Source organism: Candidatus Methylarchaceae archaeon HK02M2, assembly GCA_024256165.1.
GTDB lineage: Archaea > Thermoproteota > Nitrososphaeria > Nitrososphaerales > JACAEJ01 > HK02M2.
Map to the genome: position 1 here is coordinate 1 of JAKLZG010000053.1, position 22,502 is coordinate 22,502.

Here is a 22,502-nt window from a genome sequence, read left to right on the forward strand (position 1 = left end):
CGATCAAGTCTTTAAGGAATTCCTTTGACTATTTTATCAATATCAGGTTTTAGGGGGATAGTGGGTCATGATCTAGATCTTGTCAAGTTAGTAGATATCGCACAAGCTTTTGGAAGATTCATCAAAAGCGGTTCATGTGCTGTTGGTCGAGACAACCGACCATCAAGTATCATGGTTTCAAATGTAGTAATTGCAGGGCTTATGGGAACTGGGTGTGATGTTTTTGATCTTGGCATCGTATCTACCCCGGCTTTATTCAGAGAAGTGACAAAAAGGGGATTTGAAGGTGGTTTAATCATCACGGCATCTCATAATCCACCTGAATGGAATGGATTGAAGTTTGTGCTAAAAGGTGGAAGAGGGATATTTGATGACGAATTACGCTCTCTAATAAGCATGAATAAAAGCTTCTATTCAAGTTCAATGAGACTGGGGAACTACTTAAAAATTGATTCTATCTACAAAGACGATTTGGAGTCATATATTGGTAAAAATTCTTGTTCGGGGTTAAATATCTCTTTAGATTTTGGAGGCGGTGTAGGATGCCTCTTTATACCAAAACTTTACAGAGGGTTAGGATGTAAGGTCATAACGATCAACGATACTTCTGGTATATTCTCACGAGCAATAGACCCCATCACAGATAGTCTCAACGATCTTTCAGAGAATGTTTTAGCAAATGGTTGTGATGTTGGATTTGCTTACGACTCTGATGTAGATAGAGTTGCGATGGTTGATGAAAAGGGTCGAAAGTTATCGGGAGACTTCATTTTAATGTTAAACTTGAAGTATATGCTAAAGAAGAGAAGGAAAAAAGAAATTGTGGTAAGCATAGATACATCCATAGGGGTTGAACAGATAGTCGAAGAAATAGGAGGTAAAGTCTTCTACGCCAAGGTAGGAGAGGCGAATGTTGTCAAAGAGATGATAAAAAGAAAATGTATGATAGGGGGCGAAGGCAGCAGTGGTGGCTTGATCTTGACAGATTTTGTAAAATGTAGAGACGGCGTTTTAGCCTCGGCTTCAATCTCAAATATTTTGAAGAAGGAAGGTCAATTAAGTGATCTAATTAAAGATTTGCCCCATTATCATCAGATAAGAAAGAAGGTTTACTGTAGTAAAGAAGAAGGGAAAAAAATATTGAATAAGTTACTTGATGAAATTCCGAATGTCATAACTATAGATGGTATCAGATTTAATCCTACAAAAGATAGTTGGGTACTTGTGAGACAATCAAGGACTGAAAATGTATTAAGAGTATCGGTCGAGGCTAAAGCTAAGGATAAAGCAGAAGAGACAATCAATCATTATATAAAGCGAATAGAAGTCATAAGGGATGCTTTTGGTCAAAAGGCTGAATGAACTCGACATAATAAAGATAATAATCGAAACGATAGGACAACCAAAACCAAGTTTCTCGAGAATAGGGGATGATGTTGCATACTTTCCTACAAAAAAAGGCAAGGTTGTAATAAAGAGCGACATGCTTGTTGAAAAGACCGACGTCCCTAAGGGTATGAATTTATTTCAAGTAGCAAGAAAAAGTATAGTTATGTGTGTGAGTGATTTTGCCGCTAAAGGTGTGAATCCAACAGCCGCACTTATTTCGTTGGGAGTTCCTAGAGGAGTAAAAGAGTTTGATATCGAAAAACTTGCTAGAGGCTTCAAGAAAGCGAAAGAGGAATTCCAAATAGAGATTCTGGGTGGTGATACGAATGAGGCAGATTGCTTTATAATTGATTGTTGCATGATCGGTTTTGCTGACAAGATCGTCGAGAGAAGGGGTGCTAAGCTAGGAGATATTGTAGTGACATCGGGGTTTTTTGGCTATTCTTCTTGTGGGTTGAGGATCATGCTTGATGGTTTGAAGGCTGATCCTGAATTTAAAAAGAAAGCGATTTCAGCTATCGTTTTGCCTATGCCTAAGTTAAAAATGGGAGTGGCACTGGCTAAAAACAATATCATATCATCTTCTATCGATTCTAGTGATGGTTTGGCTCTATCACTTCATGAACTAGTAAAATATAGTAAAGTTGGGATAGAAATTGATAAATTACCTACAACAGAAGAAGTCAGCGCATTCTCTGATATTAATAATTTAAGTCTAGAAGACTTAGTCCTTCATGGTGGAGAAGAATATGAGATAGTTGCCACCATCCCCCAAGATAGATTATGCAAAGCTTATGAATTAACTAAGATGATGGGAGAAAAGTTAATCGTAATAGGGAAGGTTACCTCAAATTTTCCAAAAGTCTACCTGTCCCTTGATGGTAAGAAGACAGAGATTAAGCAAAAAGGGTGGGTGCACCTTAAATAACTTAAATAAACTTCTCAAGTGAAAAGCTTATATTTAATAGTATATGAGACATACTAAGGTTGTGGAAGATGTCTACTGAAAAATATACTAAAGGTCAGACATGGGCTGCTCTTAAAAAGGCTTGGAAAGCTTACAAGATTGCTAAAGTGCATGATGATAAAGAAAGGATGACAGAGTACGCTAAAAGAATTCGTACTCTTCAAGAAGAACTCGGTTTAAAAAAGGCCGAATTCCCTCATCTGGATCTAAAGTAAATCTATCCCATTTTTATTTTTTTAATAACATTTTCTACTATCGTCGAATATTTCTCAATTAATCCATCTAATTTTTTAGTATCTTTCGATTCACCAAAGACTCGAATCAATGGTTCAGTACCGCTGGGTCTCAACAATATCCAAGTATTCTTGTCAGCCCATAACTTGATGCCATCTATTTCCTCTATCTTTCCAGTAGATCTACTCTTAATCTCTTTCATAACCTTATTTTTAATTTTTTTAGGGCACTCGAACTTCGCTTTCCTTTGATAAAACTTAGGTAGTTCTTCGACAATTTCAGAGAACGGTCTACTTTGATACGATAACGCTTCTAACATCAGAACCGAAGTCATCAATCCGTCTCTTACTGGAATTTGGGGGGCATAAAAAAAACCACCATTTTCTTCTAATCCAAGCAAAGCATCATTATCTATCATTGCTCTTGAAACTTCAACACTTCCTACTCGGGTTCTAAGAACTTTAGAACTATGCTTTTTAGCAACAAAATCTACCATTTGAGAAGTGCTGACTGTTGTTACTACAAGTGCGCCCGGAGATTTTGTAAGAAGGTAATTTACTAATAGTGTACCTGTCACATCACCCCAATGGATGATTCCTTTCTCATCACAAAAGATTGCTCTATCACCGTCACCATCATATGCTACGCCAATATCGGCCCCAAAAGATTTCACGTTATTAGAGAGTCCCGTTAGCGTTGAGGGAGTAGGCTCAGGGCCTCTGCCAGAAAAGTTACCGTCTATATGTCCATTTATCGTCAAAACTTGACAACCAAGGCTTGATAGAGCATAAGGAACTGCAAGGCTGGCGACACTGTTGCCCAAATCTAAGACTACTTTTAAATCTCTCTTCTTTACGATATTTCTATCTACTTTATTTATTGTACCTTCGATGTAAGTCTTAATAACAGCACTTTCAGACCTGTAAGCTCCGATTCCTCTCCAATCAGCCCTTCTATATGCTTTGTCAAGGTAAATCTTCTCTATCCTAGCCTCATGGTCATGAGGTATTTCTACGCCATCTGAGCCTAGAACCTTAATTCCATTATATTGTGGAGGATTATGTGAAGCTGTGATCATCACCCCGCCATTATAACCTAAATTCCTGACAGAGTATTGTAAACCTGGCGTTGGTGTTAGACCTGCCAATGCAACATCCAATCCCGATGCCATTAATCCTGCCGATACTGCTTTAGAGATCAAAGGGCTTGAGAGTCGACCATCATATCCTATAAGGATCAAACCTTTGTCAAAATAAGTCCCTATAGCTTGTGACATCTCTAATATGAATTCAAGTGTTAAATCTACACCTAATACTCCCCTTATGCCATTTGTTCCAAAATATTTTCTTTCAGAACACATTGTAATTAATAATAAGCTATAGGAATATAACTTTAATCTAGATTTTTAATAGATGATATTACTATCGAGCTAATAATAACGATAGATTGCATATAGAAAGGGGGTAAAAAGTTGAGCTCCAGACCCTATTCTAAACCATCATCTTCCCTGATTCTGTTTATCTCCTAATTTTGATAGGAGATTATACCAAAGCCTTCAGTAAAACTAGAATTGTTCCGAGAGGTGCTCGCTTCCCAATATAATTTCCACTATAAAAAATTACTATCAATAGAAATTCTTGATAATAGAAAGCCCTTTAATATCTTCTTCTCCGATATCCCCATTGTTCGTATTGCTTATCAGACAAGTTATTTTCTGTCTTAACTTCCGAGATAGGAGATTCTTCCAAAGATACGAAGTTACCGTATCTTCCCATATTGAGACGCATAGATCCTCTGAATAAATTGATATAACCATTTTCAATTCTTATTGTTTTTCCCTCAGTAATTTCATCTATTTTGTCATCCCAAAGTGTGAGATATAAACACCCTGTTTCGTCTCCAACCAAAGCATCTGCAACTTTATGCATTGTTTGGTCTCTTCTTGATGTAACGTTTCTAGGTTGATTTATCGAGACGACCTTAACAATCAAATTAACTTCTCTTGAATTTGGGGTCAATCCCTCTACTTTCATGGGTTCCTTACCTTCGGACGTTTCTTCACTTGACAAATCTTTCACCGTACTAATTAAAACTCCCATATTTTAAAATGTTCTGAAACCGAAAAATCGTGGGTAGCTATCTTTCCTAGTACCATCGGCAATCTTCGTGAAGGCAGTAACCTGAAAAATCTTATAGATTGACTATGAATATCCACGAGGTGATGACTATGAACATAAGAGAAAGACTTTTAGCGATTGAGAGGATTGTAAACGCAAGCGTGGATACACAAGGAGTTGCTCGCATAATGGAGCTCATGGGTGCCCCTGCTTTCCCAACAGAAATCCTGGAGGAAATCAGACTGTACAGCGAGTATCTACCGAAGGCTCAAGAATTAACCTTTACCAAAGAGAAGAGGTATCTGCATTTTTTATGGGATTCCCTTGATAAACTCCCGATAAGTGTGGTCGTAGATTTTGCTATTCCATTAAGGCGAATTATAGCCAAGAGATTATTCAAGAAATGTGGCAAAAACTTCACAGTAGAAGAAAACGTCAGATTCAACTTCGGCCAGAATTTGGAGATCGGAAACGATGTTTTTATGAACCGTGGAGTGTATCTAGATACCAAGGGAGGTATTGTACTAGGGGATTTTGTTGCATTGGCCGAGGGAGTAGAGATTTACACCCATGCCCATTCAGAGTCAGATCATAATAAGAGAAGCTACAGTGGAGTAGTGATTAAGAACTTTGCCAAGATATACGCCCATGCTACGATCTTACCAGGAGTCACTGTTGGCGAGCAAGCTATTGTGGCTGCCAAATCGTTGGTAAGCAAAGATGTGGAGCCTAGTATGGTAGTCGCAGGTATTCCAGCAAAAGTCATCAGGGAGAGAAAGACAAACGGAAAAATGAGAGAAGAATTGAATCATATATGGCTTTATGATTCTGCTTTTCAAAAAGAGTGATGAAACAGAGAAAGATAATTGCTGAAGGAAAATATCTTAAATTGCTGAAGGAAAATATCCAATGGTATGGATAAAACATCGAAACTGCCCAAGTCCTCTGCTAATTTCGATATTTATAAAAATGGCTGATGGTTGGAAAAATGCTTATGGCACACTTTATGAAGTTAGATCAATTGATGACTGATAATCAAACTAGAATGAGACACTCTTCTTAGATGAGAGCTAATGAAAGGCAACATCTTATCTGATATAAGACGGGATTTAGAATCAAGCATAGATGAAAAGACGAAGAATGGTTACCAAAGTTTCTTCAAAGAAGAAGTAAAGGTCTACGGTGTAAAGACCCAGATTGTAACGAAGATAGCAAAGAAATATTTTGATAAGATTAAGGAGAAAGATAAGAAAGAGATCTTTTCTCTATGTGAAGAGCTTTTAGAGTCGGATTACTGTGAAGAAGCTTTTATTGCATTCGAGTGGGCATACTCATTTAGGAAATACTACAGCGCAGATGATTTTTCAGTATTTGAAGGATGGGTGGAGAAGTATGTCAATAATTGGGCCAAATGCGATACTTTGTGCAATCACACTTTAGGCTCATTTATTGAGCAATTCCCGCAATACATTGATAATCTCAAGACCTGGACGAAATCAGAAAATAGATGGCTGAGACGCGCTTCAGCAGTAACGTTGATCCTGCCTGCACGGAAGGGTAGTTTCTTAAATGATGTTTTTGAAATCTGTGACAGCCTACTAAAGGATGGGGACGACCTAGTTCAGAAAGGCTATGGATGGCTACTCAAGGAGACGAGCAAAAGCCATCAAAAAGAAGTATTTGAGTATATAATGAATAACAAAAAAGATATGCCAAGAACAGCACTTAGATATGCTATCGAGAAACTACCCGAAGATTTACGGGATACAGCCATGAAGAAATGATTTTTTAGCAATTATCCAGATGCAGTCAGAGGAAACGATAAAAAATGATTTTGGTCTGCATATGAAATCTATATTTAAGAGTATAGATTAACTATGTTTATAAAATAAACTAGGTGGGGTAAATTATATGGATGAAATTGATCAGAAGATCATATCAAATCTTCAACTAGATGGTCGAGCCACCCTCAAAGAATTGGGGGAACTCACTGGCTATACGAGTATGGGGATCAAGAAGCGACTTGAAAGTCTTCAAGAACGAGAGATAATAAAGGTTTCAGCTCTACTAAACATGGAGTCACTTAACCTTACAGGGGCGATTGTTATGATTGAAGTCGAAAGCTCCGAGGCCATGAATAATATTCTTGAACGCTTCAGGAACTGTCCGAGAGTAATTCACATCTTGACAACTCTGAGTGGATATAATCTCATTGCTCTTGTAATAGCTGAAAATCAAGACACCTTAGAAAGCATATCTGTAGAGAAATGTTCTCTGAGGAGCAGTGAGGGAATTCGCAGATCAGAGTTCTATCCCTTAGGCAAGATCCATTATTCCCCCTTTTTATGCATTAGAGAGTACCTTGCGCATAAGAGAACAAAGATAACTCCCTGCAACATCGACTGTAAATCCTGCCAGAGATACCAGTCAAAAAAATGCGTTGGTTGCCCCACCACACAATATTATAAGGGTTCTTTATAGTAGTAATCAACTTCTACGTCAAGAAGTATAACTTGCGCGGTGTTCACTCATTCTTCATGAATCGCCGCATGATTCCGAGGATAAAGTTTGCTCTAGGAACTTTTTTCATATATATTTTGTAGTCGTTACCAAACTTTTCAATTGCCTCTTTGTCTGCTTTGATTAAATCAATATATATCAGGGGGATTATAGGTATGCCAAGCAGGACAACAATCAGGTGTTGGAAAAGTAACATGCCAGCTATTGCCCACAATATGAAAGTCACATACTGCGGATGGCGGACAATGGAGTATATCCCAGTGTCCACAAGTCTGGTCGTATTAATGTAGCTTTTCCCGTTTTCCACTTTGCCTTTTTTACGGAACTCAATCACAGGAAGCAAACCAAAAAATAGACCTGAAAACGTATAAAGCCCCACCCCAAAATAAGCCAAAATACCAATTTGAGTCACTTGATCAGCAGAGAGCAAATAAAGACCAACGATGATTTGTGAGATAAATAAAATGCTTGCCAGAGTTGCTGGAAGGTAATCAATCGTAAAAAAACTCTTTCTGGACATTCAGTTCTCCCTTTTTTTCACTAGAGTAGTGTATACGGCTTCATTGAGTTCGCAAACTACAGGCATTGTCAGATTCAACATATAACGTTCGATCACTGCGCTACCATGTAAAGTTCAACTCGATGGCTTTCCTCAACTACATCCCATTGAGACATCGTCTGCATCAATTCTGGATCTGCCCACGCCTTCTCAAAAAACTCTGTTAGCTTAGTAAGGCTGTCAATCTCGAATTCCATAATTAATGTATGCATGGCATCGCCTCCCCCTAACCATGGAGTATATTTTCTTACTGAAGTTGCAGGAATACCGTGTTTCTTCTCAATAATGGCTAAGAATTCATCTAAAAGCTTCCTCCCTTCCATCAGCTTTCCTGGCAAAAACCTCATTATCATTCTCATCATAACTTTCACCAATTATCACCTCCTTCTATATTTGTAAACAAGAAAAGGGAAAAGAAGGTATAAAACGCACTTAATCTGATAACAGATTCCCATTCTCTTGTAAACCATTACTATAATATATAATAAACTTCATTTAACATTTTTGTTTAGAAAATAAACTGCGGCAAACGATTTATTTTAAGTCCCATTTTCGTTTCAAAATCGTATTAAAATAAAACAAATCCCTAGCCTTTATGTTTACGTTTTAGATACAAACGTCACAGTTATTGCTAATCCTGATAACATAATGACTGTCGGCGTCAACTTCAAGGGAACAACCGACGTCACTGGTAAACCATACCGCGACGAAATTGTTGCGAGAGCGCTACAAAACGGCACAGGGTGGGGGGAGTACGTTTACTACCGAAGGCTCAATCCATGAGAGAACAAACGTAAGATTACCGTTCTGCTCTTCAAGTTACCCGCACTTTTTATATAGCTATAAATAGTTATGGATAAATCCAGATGGGCCCGTAGCTTAGCACGGATAGAGCATCGGCCCTCTATTAATCGGGGATAGCCGGGGATCGTGGGTTCAAATCCCACCGGGCCCGTTAAGCCTATATAATCACTTTAAACTGATAATCTACTGGTAAGATTGTATGAGCAAGCGAATTATTTTTTCAATTACCATCATTCTCTCATTCTTACTGCTTACTCCAACTAAAGGAGAGATCTTACCACAGAACCTCTTTTCGCTCCTGTTTTTGATGGGTAGCTCTTTATTTAGGATGTTCATAGCCTTTCTAATATCTTTAGTCTTTGCCTTAACTTATGGTATAATTTCTGCACGAATTGCCAGAGCCGAAAAGATTTTGATACCCTTACTAGATATTCTACAGTCAGTCCCCATTCTTGGTTTCTTTCCTGCAGCAGTCTTCTTCTTTATAGCCCTTTTTAATGGTAGTTGGATTGGGGTTGAATTTGCGGCAATTTTTCTAATCTTCACTAGCATGGCTTGGAATCTTGCTTTCGCTGTCTATGAATCTATCTTGTCCATACCAAGGGATCTTGAGGATGTTTCTAAGTCTTTGGATATCAAAGGTTGGACGAAAATTAGGAGGGTGTATATCCCAGTTACTGTGCATAAGCTAGTGTATAATGGAATAATGTCTTGGGCAAATGGATGGTATTTTATCGTTGCAGCTGAAATAATCTCTCTTGGATCCGAGACATATGCTCTACCAGGAATAGGCAGTTTCCTCGCTAATTCGGCATATATCGGTGATTTTGGTAATGCTTTTCTTGGACTCGCTACTCTTATTGCAACGATTTTAATTATAGATATTTTTGTATGGAGGCCTTTAGAGTCTTATGCAAGTCGGTTCAAATACGACTATATCGTTACCTTTGAGCCGTTAAGTGATGCTACTTTTCCACTTTCACGTCTGATCGATTTTCTAATTCGATTTCCGAGACCTCTTTTTTCTAAATTATCAAATAAGCTAGTAACAATATTTTCAAATATTTTCTCCATAATTGGAAATTCCCTTACAAAAATCGCTAGTAAGTTTAGTGAAAATGTTTTGTTTGTAAAAGTATTTTCATATGCGGCAATCACAGTTGTTTGTTCTGCTCTTGCATATGAATCAATCTTGTTAATCTTGGACCAAGGACCTTTTTTCATCAGGTCTATTCAGCTACTTTTTACAGAAAAAGAATCGCTCTATATTGTCTCTTCAATTCCATTAGCCGTTTTGTTGTCGGTAGCACGTCTCTCTATAGCCTATTTATTTGCTGTAAGTTGGACTATTCCTGTCGCTGTAAAGATTTCTAAGAGCCCAAGACTGTTTAAGTCTCTCATGCCAATTTTTCAGACCTTTGCTGCAATTCCTGCTACAGCATTGTTCCCATTTATAGTAGTTTTAATGATCGGTTTACCAGGTGGACAAGAATTTGCCTCCATCTTGCTCATACTTACTGGGATGCAGTGGTATCTACTTTTCAATCTTGTGGGAGGGGTAAAGTCAATTCCAGGGGATATTGAAGAGGTTGCAAAGACCCTTGACGTAAGAGGTAAGACTTATTGGCGGAAACTTCTTTTGCCTTCTATTTATCCTTCCTTTGTTACAGGAAGTATAACTAGTTGGGGTGGAGGTTGGAACGCCCTTATAGTATCAGAATATATTGTATTTGGGGGACAGATATACTCTGTTTTAGGAATAGGTGCATTGCTCGATAAAGCTGCCTATGGATTGGGCAATGTAGCCTTAATTTTATTGTGTGTATTAGCAATGATCATTACCATTTTTGTGATTAATAGGCTTATTTGGAAAAGATTATACGGCATAGTTAATGGGAGGTATTAAATTGAGCATCAAAAAGAAATTGACCACCCCAATTCTTGATATCAGGAATGTGAGTAAAGATTTGGTTCATCACAGAAAAAAAATTCCGATTTTAAGGGATGTAAGCTTTTCAATTCATGAATATGAATTTATATCCGTTGTGGGGCCATCAGGGTGTGGCAAGTCTACTCTTCTTAGAATAATTATGGGTTTAGAACCTCCAACAGAGGGTGAGGTGATGTATAAGGGAGAGAAAGTTCGAAAGGTAAATCAACGCATGTCGATGGTCTTCCAATCTTTTGCCCTTTTCCCTTGGTTAAATGTTCTTGAGAACGTTGAACTCGGTTTAGAAGCTCAGGGAATCCCTAAAGAACTAAGAATGAAGAGGTCTTTGAAGATAATCCAAGAGGTAGGGCTGGAGGACTTTGAGGATGCCTACCCAAGGGAATTATCTAGAGGCATGAAGCAAAGGGTAGGTTTTGCAAGAGCTTTAGTAATTGACCCAGAGATTTTGCTGATGGATGAGCCCTTCGCAGCCCTTGACCCACTTACAGCTGAAGGTCTTCGAGAAGAAATTATTAGGTTATGGAGCGACAAATTCACTTCGCCAGAAATTGTAATAATGGTTACACATAATGTTGAAGAAGCGATATATCTATCCGATCGAGTCATAGTGTTGAGCCAAAGACCAGGAACTGTGATTTTAGAATTTAATATCGATATGCCAAGACCACGAGATAAGCGAAGTCAATCAATATACAATATAACTGACAAGATAACATCTCTTATCGCATAGAAAATGCATAACCTTAAAAACTAGGGAAAGGAGCCATAGTCTGGATGTCTATTCCGAGAGTTCACTATAGTCATGTTATAGGACTTCTCGAAGTTATAGAGGATTTTGGTGGTAGAGTAGATATTGCCAAGATTGCCGACGACTTATATTTAGAGTTAGATGATGTCCTACCCGCTGTGGATGCCGCTGAACTCCTGGGGTTCCTAATAGTAGAATCAGGAGATATTGAACTCACTGAAGAGGGCTCAAATTTCTTGAGTGAAGGAATCAGAGGCAGAAAAAAGCAATTAGGCGAGAGGCTTTTTAAGCTAGACTCCTTTAAGGAGTTGATAGAATTCATAAGTAAAAAAGATGAGAAGAAGATTACAAGGGAAGAACTTCTGAATTTTATAATCGAGAGATTTTATGACGTTGATAGTGATAAAATATTCAAATGGATTATTGAGTGGGGGCGTCATGGACTCCTATTGAAATATGATAGTAAAGAAGATGAGGTAAAGCTTGCTTAATTTACAATTTAACTAATTATCAGTTACACATATTGTAATGATTTTTAACAACCAATTTGATTGAGATGATCTTATTCTAAAGACTCTATATATTTGTTTACATTTATGGCTGCTTGACAACCCATACCTGCTGCTATGATAGCCTGCATATTTGGATTACAAACATTTCCGGCTGCAAATACTCCTTTGATACTAGTTTCGGAATAATTTTTCGTAATTATATAACCATTATTATCCAGTTCAATCTGTCCCTTAAAGATGTCTGTATTTGGTTTATACCCAATAGCTATGAAAACTCCTTGACAATCTAGTTTAGTCCTTTCCAATGTCTCGATATCTCTAATTACTATTCCTTCGACTACATTCTTACCCAATATATCCTCGACAACGCTATTTAACTTGAAATTGATCTTTTTATTGTTATAAGCCTTATTTTGTAGAGTCTTATTGGCCCTAAGTCTATTTTGCCAATATATGACATCTACTTTTTTTACAAATTTTGTGAGGTCCAATGCCTCATATATAGCTCTATTTCCGCCACCTATGACTACTACATCTTTGTTCTTGAAGAAGAAACCATCACAAACAGCACATGTAGATACGCCCCTTCCTTTAAGTCTCTGCTCAGAGTCCAAACCTAACCATTTTGCTGATGATCCTGTTGCTATTATCACAGACTTAGCCTTATACACCTTACCGTTAACCTCCACCTCAAACGGATGGGAAGTAAAGTTGACAGATGTAACATCATCGTCTATGAATTCTGCACCGAAACGCTCAGCCTGCTTTCTAATCCTATTCATTAACTCAGGACCTTGTATTCCTTCAGGAAAGCCAGGATAGTTCTCTATTTTAGTAGTCAGCATCAACTGGCCACCGGGTTGCTGTCCTGCAATTACAAGGGGCTTAAGGTAATGCCTACCGGCATAAATTGCAGCCGTCAAGCCTGCAGGTCCTGAACCAATTATAACGAGATTTATCATTTGAAAAAAGGAATCCTTTCAGTCTATAAGAATTTTTTTAAAAAAATAAATAAGACTTTGATATACGAAAAATTTATTATAATAAATTGATATTATTTTTATTATGATAAATACAACCATAAAACTATGTTATAGATTAAAACTACAATATAATTCAGCTTTATAAAAAATACATTCCTAGATCAAAATTTTAAACTATTTGAAGATTATTTTATTATATTATAAGTACAAAAACCTAAAAAACATTATTAAGGTGATAACAAAAAACAAATCTTAAAAATAAGGGTAATCTAAATGAGCAAATCATCCGATGTAGAAGAAAGATCTGAGTCAACAGGGTTCGTGAAGCCAGAGTTTCCCGTAGATGTTGGGGAGATTTATGAAGGGGAAAGAGTCCGTAGACCTGATATGTATCTCGAATTCGGTGGTATGAAAGTCAAGACAAAATGGGAGTTGGCCTTATCAAAACCTTCAGACCAGATAGAAGATCGGAAAGTTACAGTTGAAGGACCAGACATAGAAGATCTGAAACCTGGAGGTAGCTATCCTATTGGGATATTGTTGGAGGTTGCGGGTGAGAAGGTTGAGAAAGATTTAGAGGGAGTCTTAGAGAGAAAGATCCATTATTTTTTAAACTATATAGAAGGTGTAATGCATCTCAATCAAAGATATGATATTTGGATAAGGATAAACAAGAAATCGTATCAGAAAGGTTTGAATTCTTTAATCCAAATTGGAAAGATCCTTGCATGGCTCTTCAAATCTAGTTTTCCAGTGATAGAGAAAATTCAAGTGACATTCTACACAGACCAAGCTAAGATCGAAGAACTCTTTCCAATTGCTATGGATGTTTGGGATGCTAGAGATACCAGAGCGAGAACTTTAAAGGATGAAGATGTTGATGAATTTTATGCATGTGTGATGTGCCAATCTTTTGCTCCCAGTCACGTATGTGTCATTACCCCAAACAGAATAGCTTCATGCGGGTCCATAAGTTGGTTCGATGCTAGAGCTGCGTATAATGTCGATCCTAAGGGTCCGAATTTCCCGATACCTAAAGGCGAATGTTTAGACCCTGTAAAGGGTATCTACGAAGGCGTCAATGAAGTCGCTGAAATGAAGTCTTTAGGTGGTATAGAATCGGTTTCGCTCTATAGTATGTTTGATCACCCTCACACTTCTTGTGGTTGCTTTGAAGCGATTGCATTCTACATTCCAGAAGTTGATGGTGTAGGAATCATCCATCGTGACTTTAGAGCGCCCAGCGTTAACGGCATAACTTTCTCCACTATGGCAGGTCACACAGGCGGTGGAACTCAAAATCCGGGTTTTAATGGTATATCAATAGAGTACTTACGGTCTCCAAAATTCCTTCAAGCTGATGGAGGATGGGAGAGAGTTGTATGGATGCCTTCACAAATCAAAGAAAGATTAAAGGATGCTGTACCAGAGAATTTACGTGATAAAATTGCTACAGAAGCTGAGAGTAAAACAATAGAGGAGCTTAAAGATTTTCTAAAGAGTAAGAACCATCCTGTAGTGAATAGATGGAAAGTCGCTGAAGAAGAGCCTAAAGAAGAGGTTCTTGAAGTTTCACCTGTTCCATCACCTACGACTATTGAAATGCCAGCTCAAGGTGGGTTCAGAATAATCTTAAAAAATGCGAGGATAGTAGCTGAAAAAGTTATCGTCAAACGTGAGAAGAAGTAAAGGCGATTACTATGGAAGAGAAGGAGACAAAGATTTTAGCGAAAAATCTAATCGAGCTAGTGGAAAAGTTCGGTGATATAGAGATCGAGAATGTCGAAATTAGAGCTGATGAGCTGACGCTCATTCTCCAGCCGATTACCAGTTCTTTAGAACAAGCACCTCATTTAGTATCAAGAGTTATAGAAAAAGAGATCGAAACCCTACTTGTAGCAGAGTTCTCGCCACCGATTGAAGTATATCCGGGGGAAATAGCTGAAGTTCAGATAGGAGCTACGAAGTCTGATGGAGGCTCTAGGCGTAAAGTTGTAAAAATCGGAGGAGCGAAGTCCATGCCATTCTACAGTTTCGAAGCTACGGATCAAAATAAACCAGTTCTAGCCGTGGATGTATTTGATATGCCGATAAAACTTGCAAAATCAGTTAAACAACATTTCAAAGATGTTATGGAAGATCCTGCTGAATGGGCAAAGAAATATGTAGAAGATTTTGATGCAGAGATCGTCTCCCTTAACCTCATAAGCACCGATCCGCTGATAAAGGATACATCTGTAAAAGATGCTGCTAAGACAGTTGAGCAAGTCTTACAAGCAGTAGATGTACCATTAATAATAGGTGGATCTGGAAATAAAGCCAAGGATCCTTTGGTGTTAGAGGCTGCAGCTGAGGTATCGAGTGGTGAGAGATGTATCCTGAATTCTGCGAATGCAGATAACGACTATAAAAAAATAGTTAAAGCAGCCAAGCAATATGGCCATTCTGTTATTGCATTTACGCCAATGGATATCAACAATCAGAAGAAGCTTAACAGATATCTTTTAGATGAGGGCCTCCCAAAGGAACAGATAATTATGGACCCAACGACCGCAGCCCTTGGCTACGGACTTGACTACACTCTTAGTTTGATGGAGAGGATCAAACTTGCTGGACTACTCGGAGATTCTGATCTACAGATGCCTATTGTTGCTCCTACGAGTAATGCTTGGGGTGCTAGAGAGGCTTGGATGAAGTCAGAAGAGTGGGGGCCTAGAGAACTAAGGGGACCTCTTTGGGAGACGATAACAACAATTACGGTTATGATGTCTGGCGGAGACCTATTCATGTCAAGCCACCCTGCTACTCTTAGGGTAGTGAAGAAAATGATGCAAAACCTCTACGGGGAAGTAGAAAGTGAACAGAGAACTCAGGATTGGATAAGCGAAATTCAAGGGTGAAATGATGTCAAAAGAAGAAAAGGCAAGCCTTCTCTCAGTCTATCGTCATCTCCCACAAACGAATTGTGGAGAATGCGGTGCTCCAAGTTGCATGGTCTTTGCATCGAAGCTTTTGAATAGAGAGGCTACTCTGGAAGATTGCTCTCCTTTGATGAAGCCGAAATACAAGGAGCAGATGGCTCGATTGACTGAGATGCTCGCTCCACCAGTAAAAGAGGTAATAATAGGTGTGGGAGAAAATGCGGTGAAAATCGGTGGTAAAGAAGTCATGTACAGACATGAACTTACTTACCATAACCCTACCGCGATAGCTATAGATATCAGTGATACGATGGAAGATAAAAAAATTGTAGATAGATGTAATGCAGTAGAAAGTTTTATTCTAGTCAGGATAGGAGAACGTCTTAAATTAAATATGATAGCTTTAAGATGTAAATCTAAAGATCCCGACAGATTTGCTTTTGTGGCATCCCTTATTGAAAAGAGCTGTAAACTCCCCTTAATTCTATGCTCCTTTGATCCTAACATCTTAAAGGTTGCGTTAGAAAAGAAAGAGATAGCAGATAAAAGACCTCTACTGTATGCTGCCACAGAAGATAACTGGAGAGAAATGGTAAATCTTTCCAAGCATTATGACTGTCCTCTAACTGTATTTGCTCCTAATAATATAACATTGCTCAAATCTATGACTAGAACCTTAAAGGCTACAGGTATTCATGATATGGTGATAGATTTAGGTACCTATACAGAGGGCAAGCTACTTAAAGAGAACATCAATAATCTAGTTATGGTGCGTAGGGCAGCAATCTTAAGGAGAGATCAAGATCTTGGCTACCCAATTATGTGCATTCCAGCAACTGTATGGGTAGGTGAGAAACTAGACCCTGTAACTACTTCTTATAGAGAAGCATATGTTGCTTCATTATTCATAGATAGGTATTCAGATTTACTCGTAATGCATACAATGGATATATGGTCACTTATACCAGTACTTACTTTGAGGCAGAATATCTATACCGATCCAAGAAAGCCTGTTTCAGTGGAGTCAGGCCTTCGCACTATTGGATCACCTGATGAAGAGTCACCTCTATTGCTAACTACTAATTTTGCTCTAACATACTATACAGTAATTAATGATATGGAATCTTCAGGAATCGACTGCTATCTACTTGTTGTGGATACTGAAGGGTTGGCCGTAGAGGTTTCTGTAGCAGGGGGACAGTTTACTTCGGCTAACGTAAAGGATCTATTTTCGTCTGTTGGTATAGAAGAAAAGGTACGTCATCATAAACTTATAATTCCTGGTTTAGCAGCAAGGCTAAAGGGAGATATCGAAGATGCAACCAATTGGGAAGTTCTTGTAGGTCCAAGAGATTCGTCACAGATTAAAAGTTACCTCGCTAAGAATTGGACAGCTAGATAGGTGGATCATTGAGATTTCACATAGAAGTTGTCCATCCTGAAAGGTGTACAGGTTGTTACAGCTGTGTCTATGCTTGTTCAAGGCATCTCTTTAATACGGTGGACCCGTCTAGAGTAGCAGTCTTTGTAACGACAAAAGGGTCTATTGCAAATCCTTTTTCAATAGTGACATGCAGATTCTGTAAAACTCCCGAGTGTGCTGTTGCCTGCCCTACAAATGCTTTACAGCCTTTGCCAGAGGGAGGGATAATGCTTATTACATCTAGATGTGAAGGATGTAAAACTTTTGATTGCATAACTGCTTGTGCAATCAGGGCTTTAGCTTTAGACAGTAAGACAAAATTTCCAATAATATGTGATAAATGTGGAGATTGTGCAAAGTACTGCCCCCATAACGTGTTTAAATATGAGGAAATGAAGTAATATTGAAGAATATCCTATATGTTGATCTCACTGAAAGATCGAGTAAAGTTATTGAGAGACCGGAACTTTTCTCAACTTATTTAGGTGGCTCAGGCGTAGCCTCAAAGCTTCTTCTCGAAGAAACTGAACCAGGTACCGATCCCTTCTCCCCTGATTCTCCCATAATATTTGCATCAGGATTTCTAGTAGGGATATTTCCATGCATGGTCAAAGCTGTGGCCATGTTCAAGTCCCCCTTAACAAAAAATCTAGGAGAATCCCATGCTGGGGGATATTTTGCAAGTGCGCTTAAATTTGCAGGTTATGGTGCATTAGTAATTCGAGGAGCTTCAGAGAACCCAGTTGTACTTAAGATCGTAGACGATGATGTGAAGGTAGAGAGGGCCGACTCTCTTTGGGGTTTATCACCTTTAGACGTTGAAAAAACACTTAGAGAGTGTAGATTTGAAGGTATGCAGAGTATAATAAGCTGTGGAAGAGCTGGGGAAAAATTGATTAATTATAGCAATGTAATTGCAGATAGATTTCATCATTTTGGGAGGCTCGGTCTTGGTGCGATCTTTGGAAGTAAGAAACTTAAAGCCATTCTAATTAATGGTAGAGGAGAAATTCCTCTTGAAGATCCTATAGCTATAAAAGAGAAATACGAAGAATTACAAAACGAAGTCGTTAAAAGCGATACTATGTTGAAGTATCACAACTTAGGAACTCCAAGTAACATACTTGAATTCAATGAGAGAGGAACGATTCCCAGCCGCAATTTCAAAGAGTCAAGATTTAGAGGCGCTGAGAGAATTTCAGGTGAGGTCATGGCTGAGTACTTTTTAGAGCGAAAGATTTCATGCCCTGGTTGTCCAATAGCCTGTATACACCTAGCTGAATTGAAGACAAGTTTTGCTCCTGAACATGAGAAGGGTAGGAAAGAAATATTCTATGAGAAGGTGCTTGTTCCTTACAACTATGAGCCTATGTTTGCATTAGGAAGTAACCTCCTTGTAGATTCGCCTAAAGATTTACTGAGGCTTATTTATAGTTGCGAATGTCTCGGATTAGATGCAATGATGGTTGGAACTATTTTGGCATGGGTTACAGAAGCTTTTGAAGAAGGTATAATAAATCTAGATGATACTTTAGAGATTGAGCCAAGATGGAACGATACTGAAGCATACCTACAAATTATCCAAAATATTGTTGATCTTAAGAACCCTTTCTATATTAAGTTGGCTCAAGGCTTGGATGCGGCTTCAGAAAAGTACGGTGGAACAGAGTTTGCTATGGTCGTAGGTGGGAATGGGCTAGCTGGATACACAACCGGTTATGGGGCTATAGCAGGACAGTTGGTAGGTGCTCGCCACTCTCATCTCAGTAACTCTGGCTATAGTATGGATCAAAAGACCTTAGATCAAACTATCAGCCCTGAACAGATCGCGGGATTCTTGATCAATCAAGAGGACTGGTTATATGTACTCTATTCCTTAGGGACGTGCTATTTTGCTCGAAACATCTATAAAAAAGATATAGTCAGCGAAGTTCTAAAAATTATGGGGATAGACAATACTCCAGAAGATTTGATACAGATTGGCAAGGAAATATTTCATAATCTATTTAAATTTAAGATTAGGGAAGGGTTTGAATTGACTGAGCAGAAAATACCTAATAGGGTCTATCAGATGCAAACACCTCTTAAAAAACTTGAAGTTGAGAAGATGGAGAGTATAATAAAACATTATATCCATAAAAGGGAGAGTGAGGGGCTTCAGTTACAACCAGAAGAAAAGGCATTAAAAGAACTTCTTTCTTTTGAAGGTTAACTATTAAATAATAACACATTCAATAATCAATAAGATAGGTGAAAAAGTCATTGTGTGAACTAAAGGTTATCAACAAGATACGTGAAAAGGAACAAAAAGTCGGAGAAGATATAATCTACGCAAAACTCAATGGTGATCATATACTACTAAAGGACATTCTTGGAAGTATCTATAAAGTTCACGGAGCAATAATTGAAGAAGTCAATATAAATTCCGAAATTTTGAAGTTGGTAAGCTCGCCTCTCATCCCAAAACTACATCAGTTCTTGATAGTTTGCAACAAATGTGAATCTGAGAAATCATATAATAAAGAAGTAGAATCTCTATGGAAAGAAATCAAGACATCTGGAGATGAATTTGTAAGCCTTCTTTGGAAGAAGTATGGAGGCTAGAGATCAGACAGCAACCCTCTAAATAAAATTACCTCCAAAATAATCGGAGATTTGATTTATGAAATTAGCAATAGCGGGAAAGGGAGGAGTTGGTAAGACAACTCTGGCTGGAACCCTTGCAAGACTTTTCGCCAAAGATGGGTATAAGGTTATTGCAATTGATGCGGATCCTGCTATGAACCTTGCTTCTACTTTAGGCATACCCAAAAAGATCACTTCAGAGATCGTTCCTTTATCTGAAAATGACAGTCTGATAGAAGAAAGAACGGGCGCAAGGCCTGGCTTTTCAGGTAATATCTTTAGCCTGACACCAAATGTTCACGACATAGCAGAGAAGTATGGAGTTTTAGGACCAGATAGCACTAAGCTCATAATTATAGGAACAGTAAAGTCTGGGGGAGTCGGCTGTATGTGTCCTGCTAATGCCTTATTAAAGGCTTTTCTAAGGCATATTTTAATTGCTAAGGAAGATATTGTAATTATTGACATGGAGGCTGGGCTAGAACCTTTGGGGAGGGGGACTGTTAGAAGAGTTGATGTTATAATAAGTGTAGTTGAGCCCAGAATGCAATCGATAGAGACGACTAATAGAATTTTAAAACTTGCTTACGACATCAAAGTAAAGGAAGTCCTTGCTATAGGGAACAAGGTGAGGAACGAGGAAGAAAAAAAATTTCTTTATGAGATGTTAAACCAGCTTAAAATCCCCTTAATCGGAATAATTCCTTATGATGAAGCTATAGCTAAGTCTGATATGTTGAGGATAGCTCCTATTGACTTTGATTCCTGTTCACCAGCGATAAAGGCTATAAATAATATAAAGGAAAGTTTGATAAAAAAATACGCTTAATTCTTATTATATAGCAAAAGATAAAAAAGACAGAAAAAGTACAGGTTGAGTAGGAAGTATGACCTAGAAGAGTGAAAAAGTTTGGTTATCTTATTAAAACTAAAAATCAAGTTGGAAAGACCTTTCGATGCTTCTGCTATTGCCCCCGATTCATTTACAGGAAAATCTTTACAAGAAATAGAAAAGTTGGAGATATGGCTTGGCAACAGGAGGACTACTTTAGGAGAAATATTCAACGTTTCAGGCGAAACTAGCCAAAACACTGAAGACATTTCAATCGAAATAGATGGTGATCTGTCGAAAGCTAGAAGAATAGGAAAGCAGATGACATCTGGTAGGATAATTATGAATGGTAACGCAGGTTTGTATCTTGGTGATGGAATGAAGGGTGGAGAGATTCACGTAAACGGTAATGCTGATTCTTGGGTTGGCTTTGATATGAAGGGAGGTATTATAGAGATCGAGGGCGATGCAGGGGACTTCGTTGGATCGTCGTATAGAGGTTCAAGAAATGGTATGAGTGGCGGCACTATAATAATAAAAGGAAATGCTGGAAGTGAAGTTGGATGTTGGATGAAAGATGGAGTGATAAGAGTTGAAGGCGATATCGGTCTTTTTGCAGGAATTCACATGCAAGGTGGCACGATATTAATTGCTGGTAACTCTTCTGGTAGATTAGGCGCTGAAATGACAAAAGGTAAGGTAATATTGATGGGAAAAGTACCTGCCATCTTACCTAGTTTTATAGCGGATGAAATTAAGTCGAAGGCAAAGGTCGGTAAAGAGAAGATAGCAGGTCCCTTCTACTCCTTTACTGGTGACATCGCAGAAGGTGGTAGTGGAAAACTCTTCATATCTGCTCAGAACAATACTCATCTTAAATATAAGGAGGCATACATCCTCTGAGGTGATAGGATTGGCTATAAGTGTCAACCGAAGAGCATTAAACGTTATAGAAGAAATTATTGAGAAGAAGGACGATTTGGCTATAAAGGTCGATAAAGCTGAAAATGGATCTACGATAATCGATCTAGGAATAAATGCCCAAGGTGGATTTATGGCAGGAAAGTACGCGACAGACGTATGTTTGGGGGGGTATGGTGAAACCTCTTTATCTTACTCTGATAATAATGACCTACCTTTGCCCAAGATATTTGTTTCAACTAATTATCCAGCGATTTCTTTGTTAGGTTCACAGTTTGCAGGCTGGAGAATCAGTGTAGAAAAATACTTTGCTATGGGCTCAGGACCAGCACGAGCATTACCAATGAAGCCAAAGGAACTATATGCAAAGATAGGTTATCAAGATTCTGCAGACTCTGCTGTTATTGTATTGGAAACAGATGAGATGCCCCCTGTAGATGCTTTAGAATACATCTCAAAAGAGTGTAAAGTCAATTCAGATAAATTATTTGTATTGCTTACACCTACCTCTAGCATCGCTGGCTCAACTCAAATTTCAGGTAGAATCGTTGAAACTGGACTACACAGAATAGTTGAACTCGGTTTGGATCCTTCTAAAGTTTTATATGGCTGTGGTCAAGCACCGATTGCCCCATTACATCCAAAGGCTACAAAAGCTATGGGTAGAACGAATGACATGATAATGTATGGAGGAGAAACATTCTTCGTAGTCGACCAAGAAGACGATGAAGAACTAGCTAAATTGGTTGAGAAAGCCCCCTCGTCTTATTCACAAGCTTATGGCAAGCCTTTTTATAATATCTTTAAGGAAGCCAACTTCGATTTCTATAAGATCGATCCTGGTTTATTCTCGCCTGCAGCAATTACTGTCAATAATATGAGAACCGGCAAGAGCTTTAGGGCAGGTCAAGTCAACGTAAATATTGTCAAAGAATCTGTAGGGCTCTAACAGAATCATAGAGCAACTACCCCTTATATTTTTTTAATAATTAATTA

The 22,502-nt window shown here is 38.3% G+C and carries 23 protein-coding genes and 1 tRNA gene; 19 read left to right on the forward strand and 5 right to left on the reverse strand.

Annotated features, from left to right (window positions below; translation table 11 throughout):
- Nucleotides 1-24: 24 nt before the first annotated feature.
- The 3 genes from L6N96_04240 to L6N96_04250 all read left to right on the forward strand — a co-directional run bounded on the left by L6N96_04240 (nt 25) and on the right by L6N96_04250 (nt 2,571).
- Nucleotides 25-1,362: a hypothetical protein gene (locus tag L6N96_04240; protein MCP8323369.1), complete on the forward strand. Its 1,338-nt coding sequence runs from the start codon at nt 25-27 to the stop codon at nt 1,360-1,362.
- Nucleotides 1,343-2,317, forward strand: a complete 975-nt coding sequence (thiL, locus tag L6N96_04245; GenBank protein ID MCP8323370.1) for a thiamine-phosphate kinase — start codon at nt 1,343-1,345, stop codon at nt 2,315-2,317. Before L6N96_04240 ends, thiL begins: the two co-directional genes overlap by 20 nt.
- 68 nt (nt 2,318-2,385) lie before the next feature.
- The gene (locus L6N96_04250; GenBank protein MCP8323371.1) at nt 2,386-2,571 is read left to right on the forward strand and encodes a hypothetical protein; all 186 of its coding nucleotides are present in this window, start codon (nt 2,386-2,388) and stop codon (nt 2,569-2,571) included.
- Nucleotides 2,572-2,573: 2 nt separating this feature from the next.
- On the opposite strand, the gene glmM is transcribed toward L6N96_04250, so the two are convergent.
- Complete coding sequence (gene glmM / locus L6N96_04255) at nt 2,574-3,950, reverse strand: phosphoglucosamine mutase (GenBank protein MCP8323372.1); 1,377 nt, start codon at nt 3,948-3,950, stop codon at nt 2,574-2,576.
- A 295-nt stretch (nt 3,951-4,245) separates the two neighbouring features.
- Nucleotides 4,246-4,659: a hypothetical protein gene (locus tag L6N96_04260; protein MCP8323373.1), complete on the reverse strand. Its 414-nt coding sequence runs from the start codon at nt 4,657-4,659 to the stop codon at nt 4,246-4,248.
- Nucleotides 4,660-4,817: 158 nt separating this feature from the next.
- On the opposite strand from L6N96_04260, the gene L6N96_04265 reads away from it, so the two are divergent.
- The 3 genes from L6N96_04265 to L6N96_04275 all read left to right on the forward strand — a co-directional run bounded on the left by L6N96_04265 (nt 4,818) and on the right by L6N96_04275 (nt 7,188).
- Entirely contained in the window at nt 4,818-5,555 is a 738-nt protein-coding gene (locus tag L6N96_04265) for an acyltransferase (GenBank protein ID MCP8323374.1), read from the forward strand.
- A gap of 225 nt (nt 5,556-5,780) precedes the next feature.
- Nucleotides 5,781-6,491 (forward strand): DNA alkylation repair protein, encoded by a 711-nt coding sequence (locus L6N96_04270; GenBank protein ID MCP8323375.1) that lies wholly within the window; start codon nt 5,781-5,783, stop codon nt 6,489-6,491.
- A gap of 127 nt (nt 6,492-6,618) precedes the next feature.
- Nucleotides 6,619-7,188, forward strand: coding sequence for a winged helix-turn-helix transcriptional regulator (locus L6N96_04275; protein MCP8323376.1), 570 nt, complete (start codon nt 6,619-6,621; stop codon nt 7,186-7,188).
- A gap of 43 nt (nt 7,189-7,231) precedes the next feature.
- Here the strand turns inward: L6N96_04275 and L6N96_04280 are convergent, their stop codons facing one another.
- The gene (locus L6N96_04280) at nt 7,232-7,747 is read right to left on the reverse strand and encodes an isoprenylcysteine carboxylmethyltransferase family protein (GenBank protein ID MCP8323377.1); all 516 of its coding nucleotides are present in this window, start codon (nt 7,745-7,747) and stop codon (nt 7,232-7,234) included.
- Nucleotides 7,748-7,839: 92 nt separating this feature from the next.
- Nucleotides 7,840-8,148 (reverse strand): hypothetical protein, encoded by a 309-nt coding sequence (locus L6N96_04285; GenBank protein MCP8323378.1) that lies wholly within the window; start codon nt 8,146-8,148, stop codon nt 7,840-7,842.
- Between the two features lie 506 nt (nt 8,149-8,654).
- Between L6N96_04285 and L6N96_04290 the strand changes: the two genes are divergently transcribed.
- The 4 genes from L6N96_04290 (at nt 8,655) to L6N96_04305 (ending at nt 11,780) form a co-directional block, all read left to right on the forward strand.
- Nucleotides 8,655-8,741 (forward strand) — tRNA-Arg (locus tag L6N96_04290).
- A 48-nt stretch (nt 8,742-8,789) separates the two neighbouring features.
- The gene (locus L6N96_04295; GenBank protein ID MCP8323379.1) at nt 8,790-10,496 is read left to right on the forward strand and encodes an ABC transporter permease subunit; all 1,707 of its coding nucleotides are present in this window, start codon (nt 8,790-8,792) and stop codon (nt 10,494-10,496) included.
- A gap of 1 nt (nt 10,497) precedes the next feature.
- On the forward strand, nt 10,498-11,271 hold the full coding sequence (locus L6N96_04300) for an ABC transporter ATP-binding protein (protein MCP8323380.1): 774 nt from the start codon (nt 10,498-10,500) through the stop codon (nt 11,269-11,271).
- A gap of 44 nt (nt 11,272-11,315) precedes the next feature.
- On the forward strand, nt 11,316-11,780 hold the full coding sequence (locus L6N96_04305; protein MCP8323381.1) for an AAA-associated domain-containing protein: 465 nt from the start codon (nt 11,316-11,318) through the stop codon (nt 11,778-11,780).
- A gap of 71 nt (nt 11,781-11,851) precedes the next feature.
- On the opposite strand, the gene trxB is transcribed toward L6N96_04305, so the two are convergent.
- Nucleotides 11,852-12,763: a thioredoxin-disulfide reductase gene (gene trxB, locus L6N96_04310; GenBank protein MCP8323382.1), complete on the reverse strand. Its 912-nt coding sequence runs from the start codon at nt 12,761-12,763 to the stop codon at nt 11,852-11,854.
- Between the two features lie 294 nt (nt 12,764-13,057).
- Here trxB and cdhC point away from each other — a divergent pair, with 294 nt between their 5' ends.
- From cdhC to mch, 9 genes are all read left to right on the forward strand, one after another.
- A complete protein-coding gene (cdhC, locus tag L6N96_04315) occupies nt 13,058-14,473 on the forward strand; it encodes a CO dehydrogenase/CO-methylating acetyl-CoA synthase complex subunit beta (protein MCP8323383.1) in 1,416 nt (471 codons plus the stop codon).
- A gap of 11 nt (nt 14,474-14,484) precedes the next feature.
- On the forward strand, nt 14,485-15,684 hold the full coding sequence (cdhD, locus tag L6N96_04320; GenBank protein ID MCP8323384.1) for a CO dehydrogenase/acetyl-CoA synthase subunit delta: 1,200 nt from the start codon (nt 14,485-14,487) through the stop codon (nt 15,682-15,684).
- Between the two features lies 1 nt (nt 15,685).
- Nucleotides 15,686-17,107 carry an acetyl-CoA decarbonylase/synthase complex subunit gamma gene (locus L6N96_04325; GenBank protein MCP8323385.1) on the forward strand — a complete coding sequence of 474 codons (1,422 nt, stop codon included), beginning with the start codon at nt 15,686-15,688 and terminating at the stop codon, nt 17,105-17,107.
- An 8-nt stretch (nt 17,108-17,115) separates the two neighbouring features.
- Nucleotides 17,116-17,529: a hypothetical protein gene (locus L6N96_04330; protein MCP8323386.1), complete on the forward strand. Its 414-nt coding sequence runs from the start codon at nt 17,116-17,118 to the stop codon at nt 17,527-17,529.
- 2 nt (nt 17,530-17,531) lie between these two features.
- Nucleotides 17,532-19,340, forward strand: coding sequence for a hypothetical protein (locus tag L6N96_04335; protein MCP8323387.1), 1,809 nt, complete (start codon nt 17,532-17,534; stop codon nt 19,338-19,340).
- 50 nt (nt 19,341-19,390) lie between these two features.
- Complete coding sequence (locus L6N96_04340) at nt 19,391-19,732, forward strand: CooT family nickel-binding protein (protein ID MCP8323388.1); 342 nt, start codon at nt 19,391-19,393, stop codon at nt 19,730-19,732.
- Nucleotides 19,733-19,790: 58 nt separating this feature from the next.
- Nucleotides 19,791-20,582, forward strand: coding sequence for an AAA family ATPase (locus tag L6N96_04345; GenBank protein MCP8323389.1), 792 nt, complete (start codon nt 19,791-19,793; stop codon nt 20,580-20,582).
- A gap of 81 nt (nt 20,583-20,663) precedes the next feature.
- Nucleotides 20,664-21,488 (forward strand): formylmethanofuran dehydrogenase subunit C, encoded by an 825-nt coding sequence (locus tag L6N96_04350; GenBank protein ID MCP8323390.1) that lies wholly within the window; start codon nt 20,664-20,666, stop codon nt 21,486-21,488.
- On the forward strand, nt 21,421-22,455 hold the full coding sequence (mch, locus tag L6N96_04355) for a methenyltetrahydromethanopterin cyclohydrolase (GenBank protein ID MCP8323391.1): 1,035 nt from the start codon (nt 21,421-21,423) through the stop codon (nt 22,453-22,455). The genes L6N96_04350 and mch overlap by 68 nt, the downstream gene beginning before the upstream one ends.
- Nucleotides 22,456-22,502: the final 47 nt, after the last annotated feature.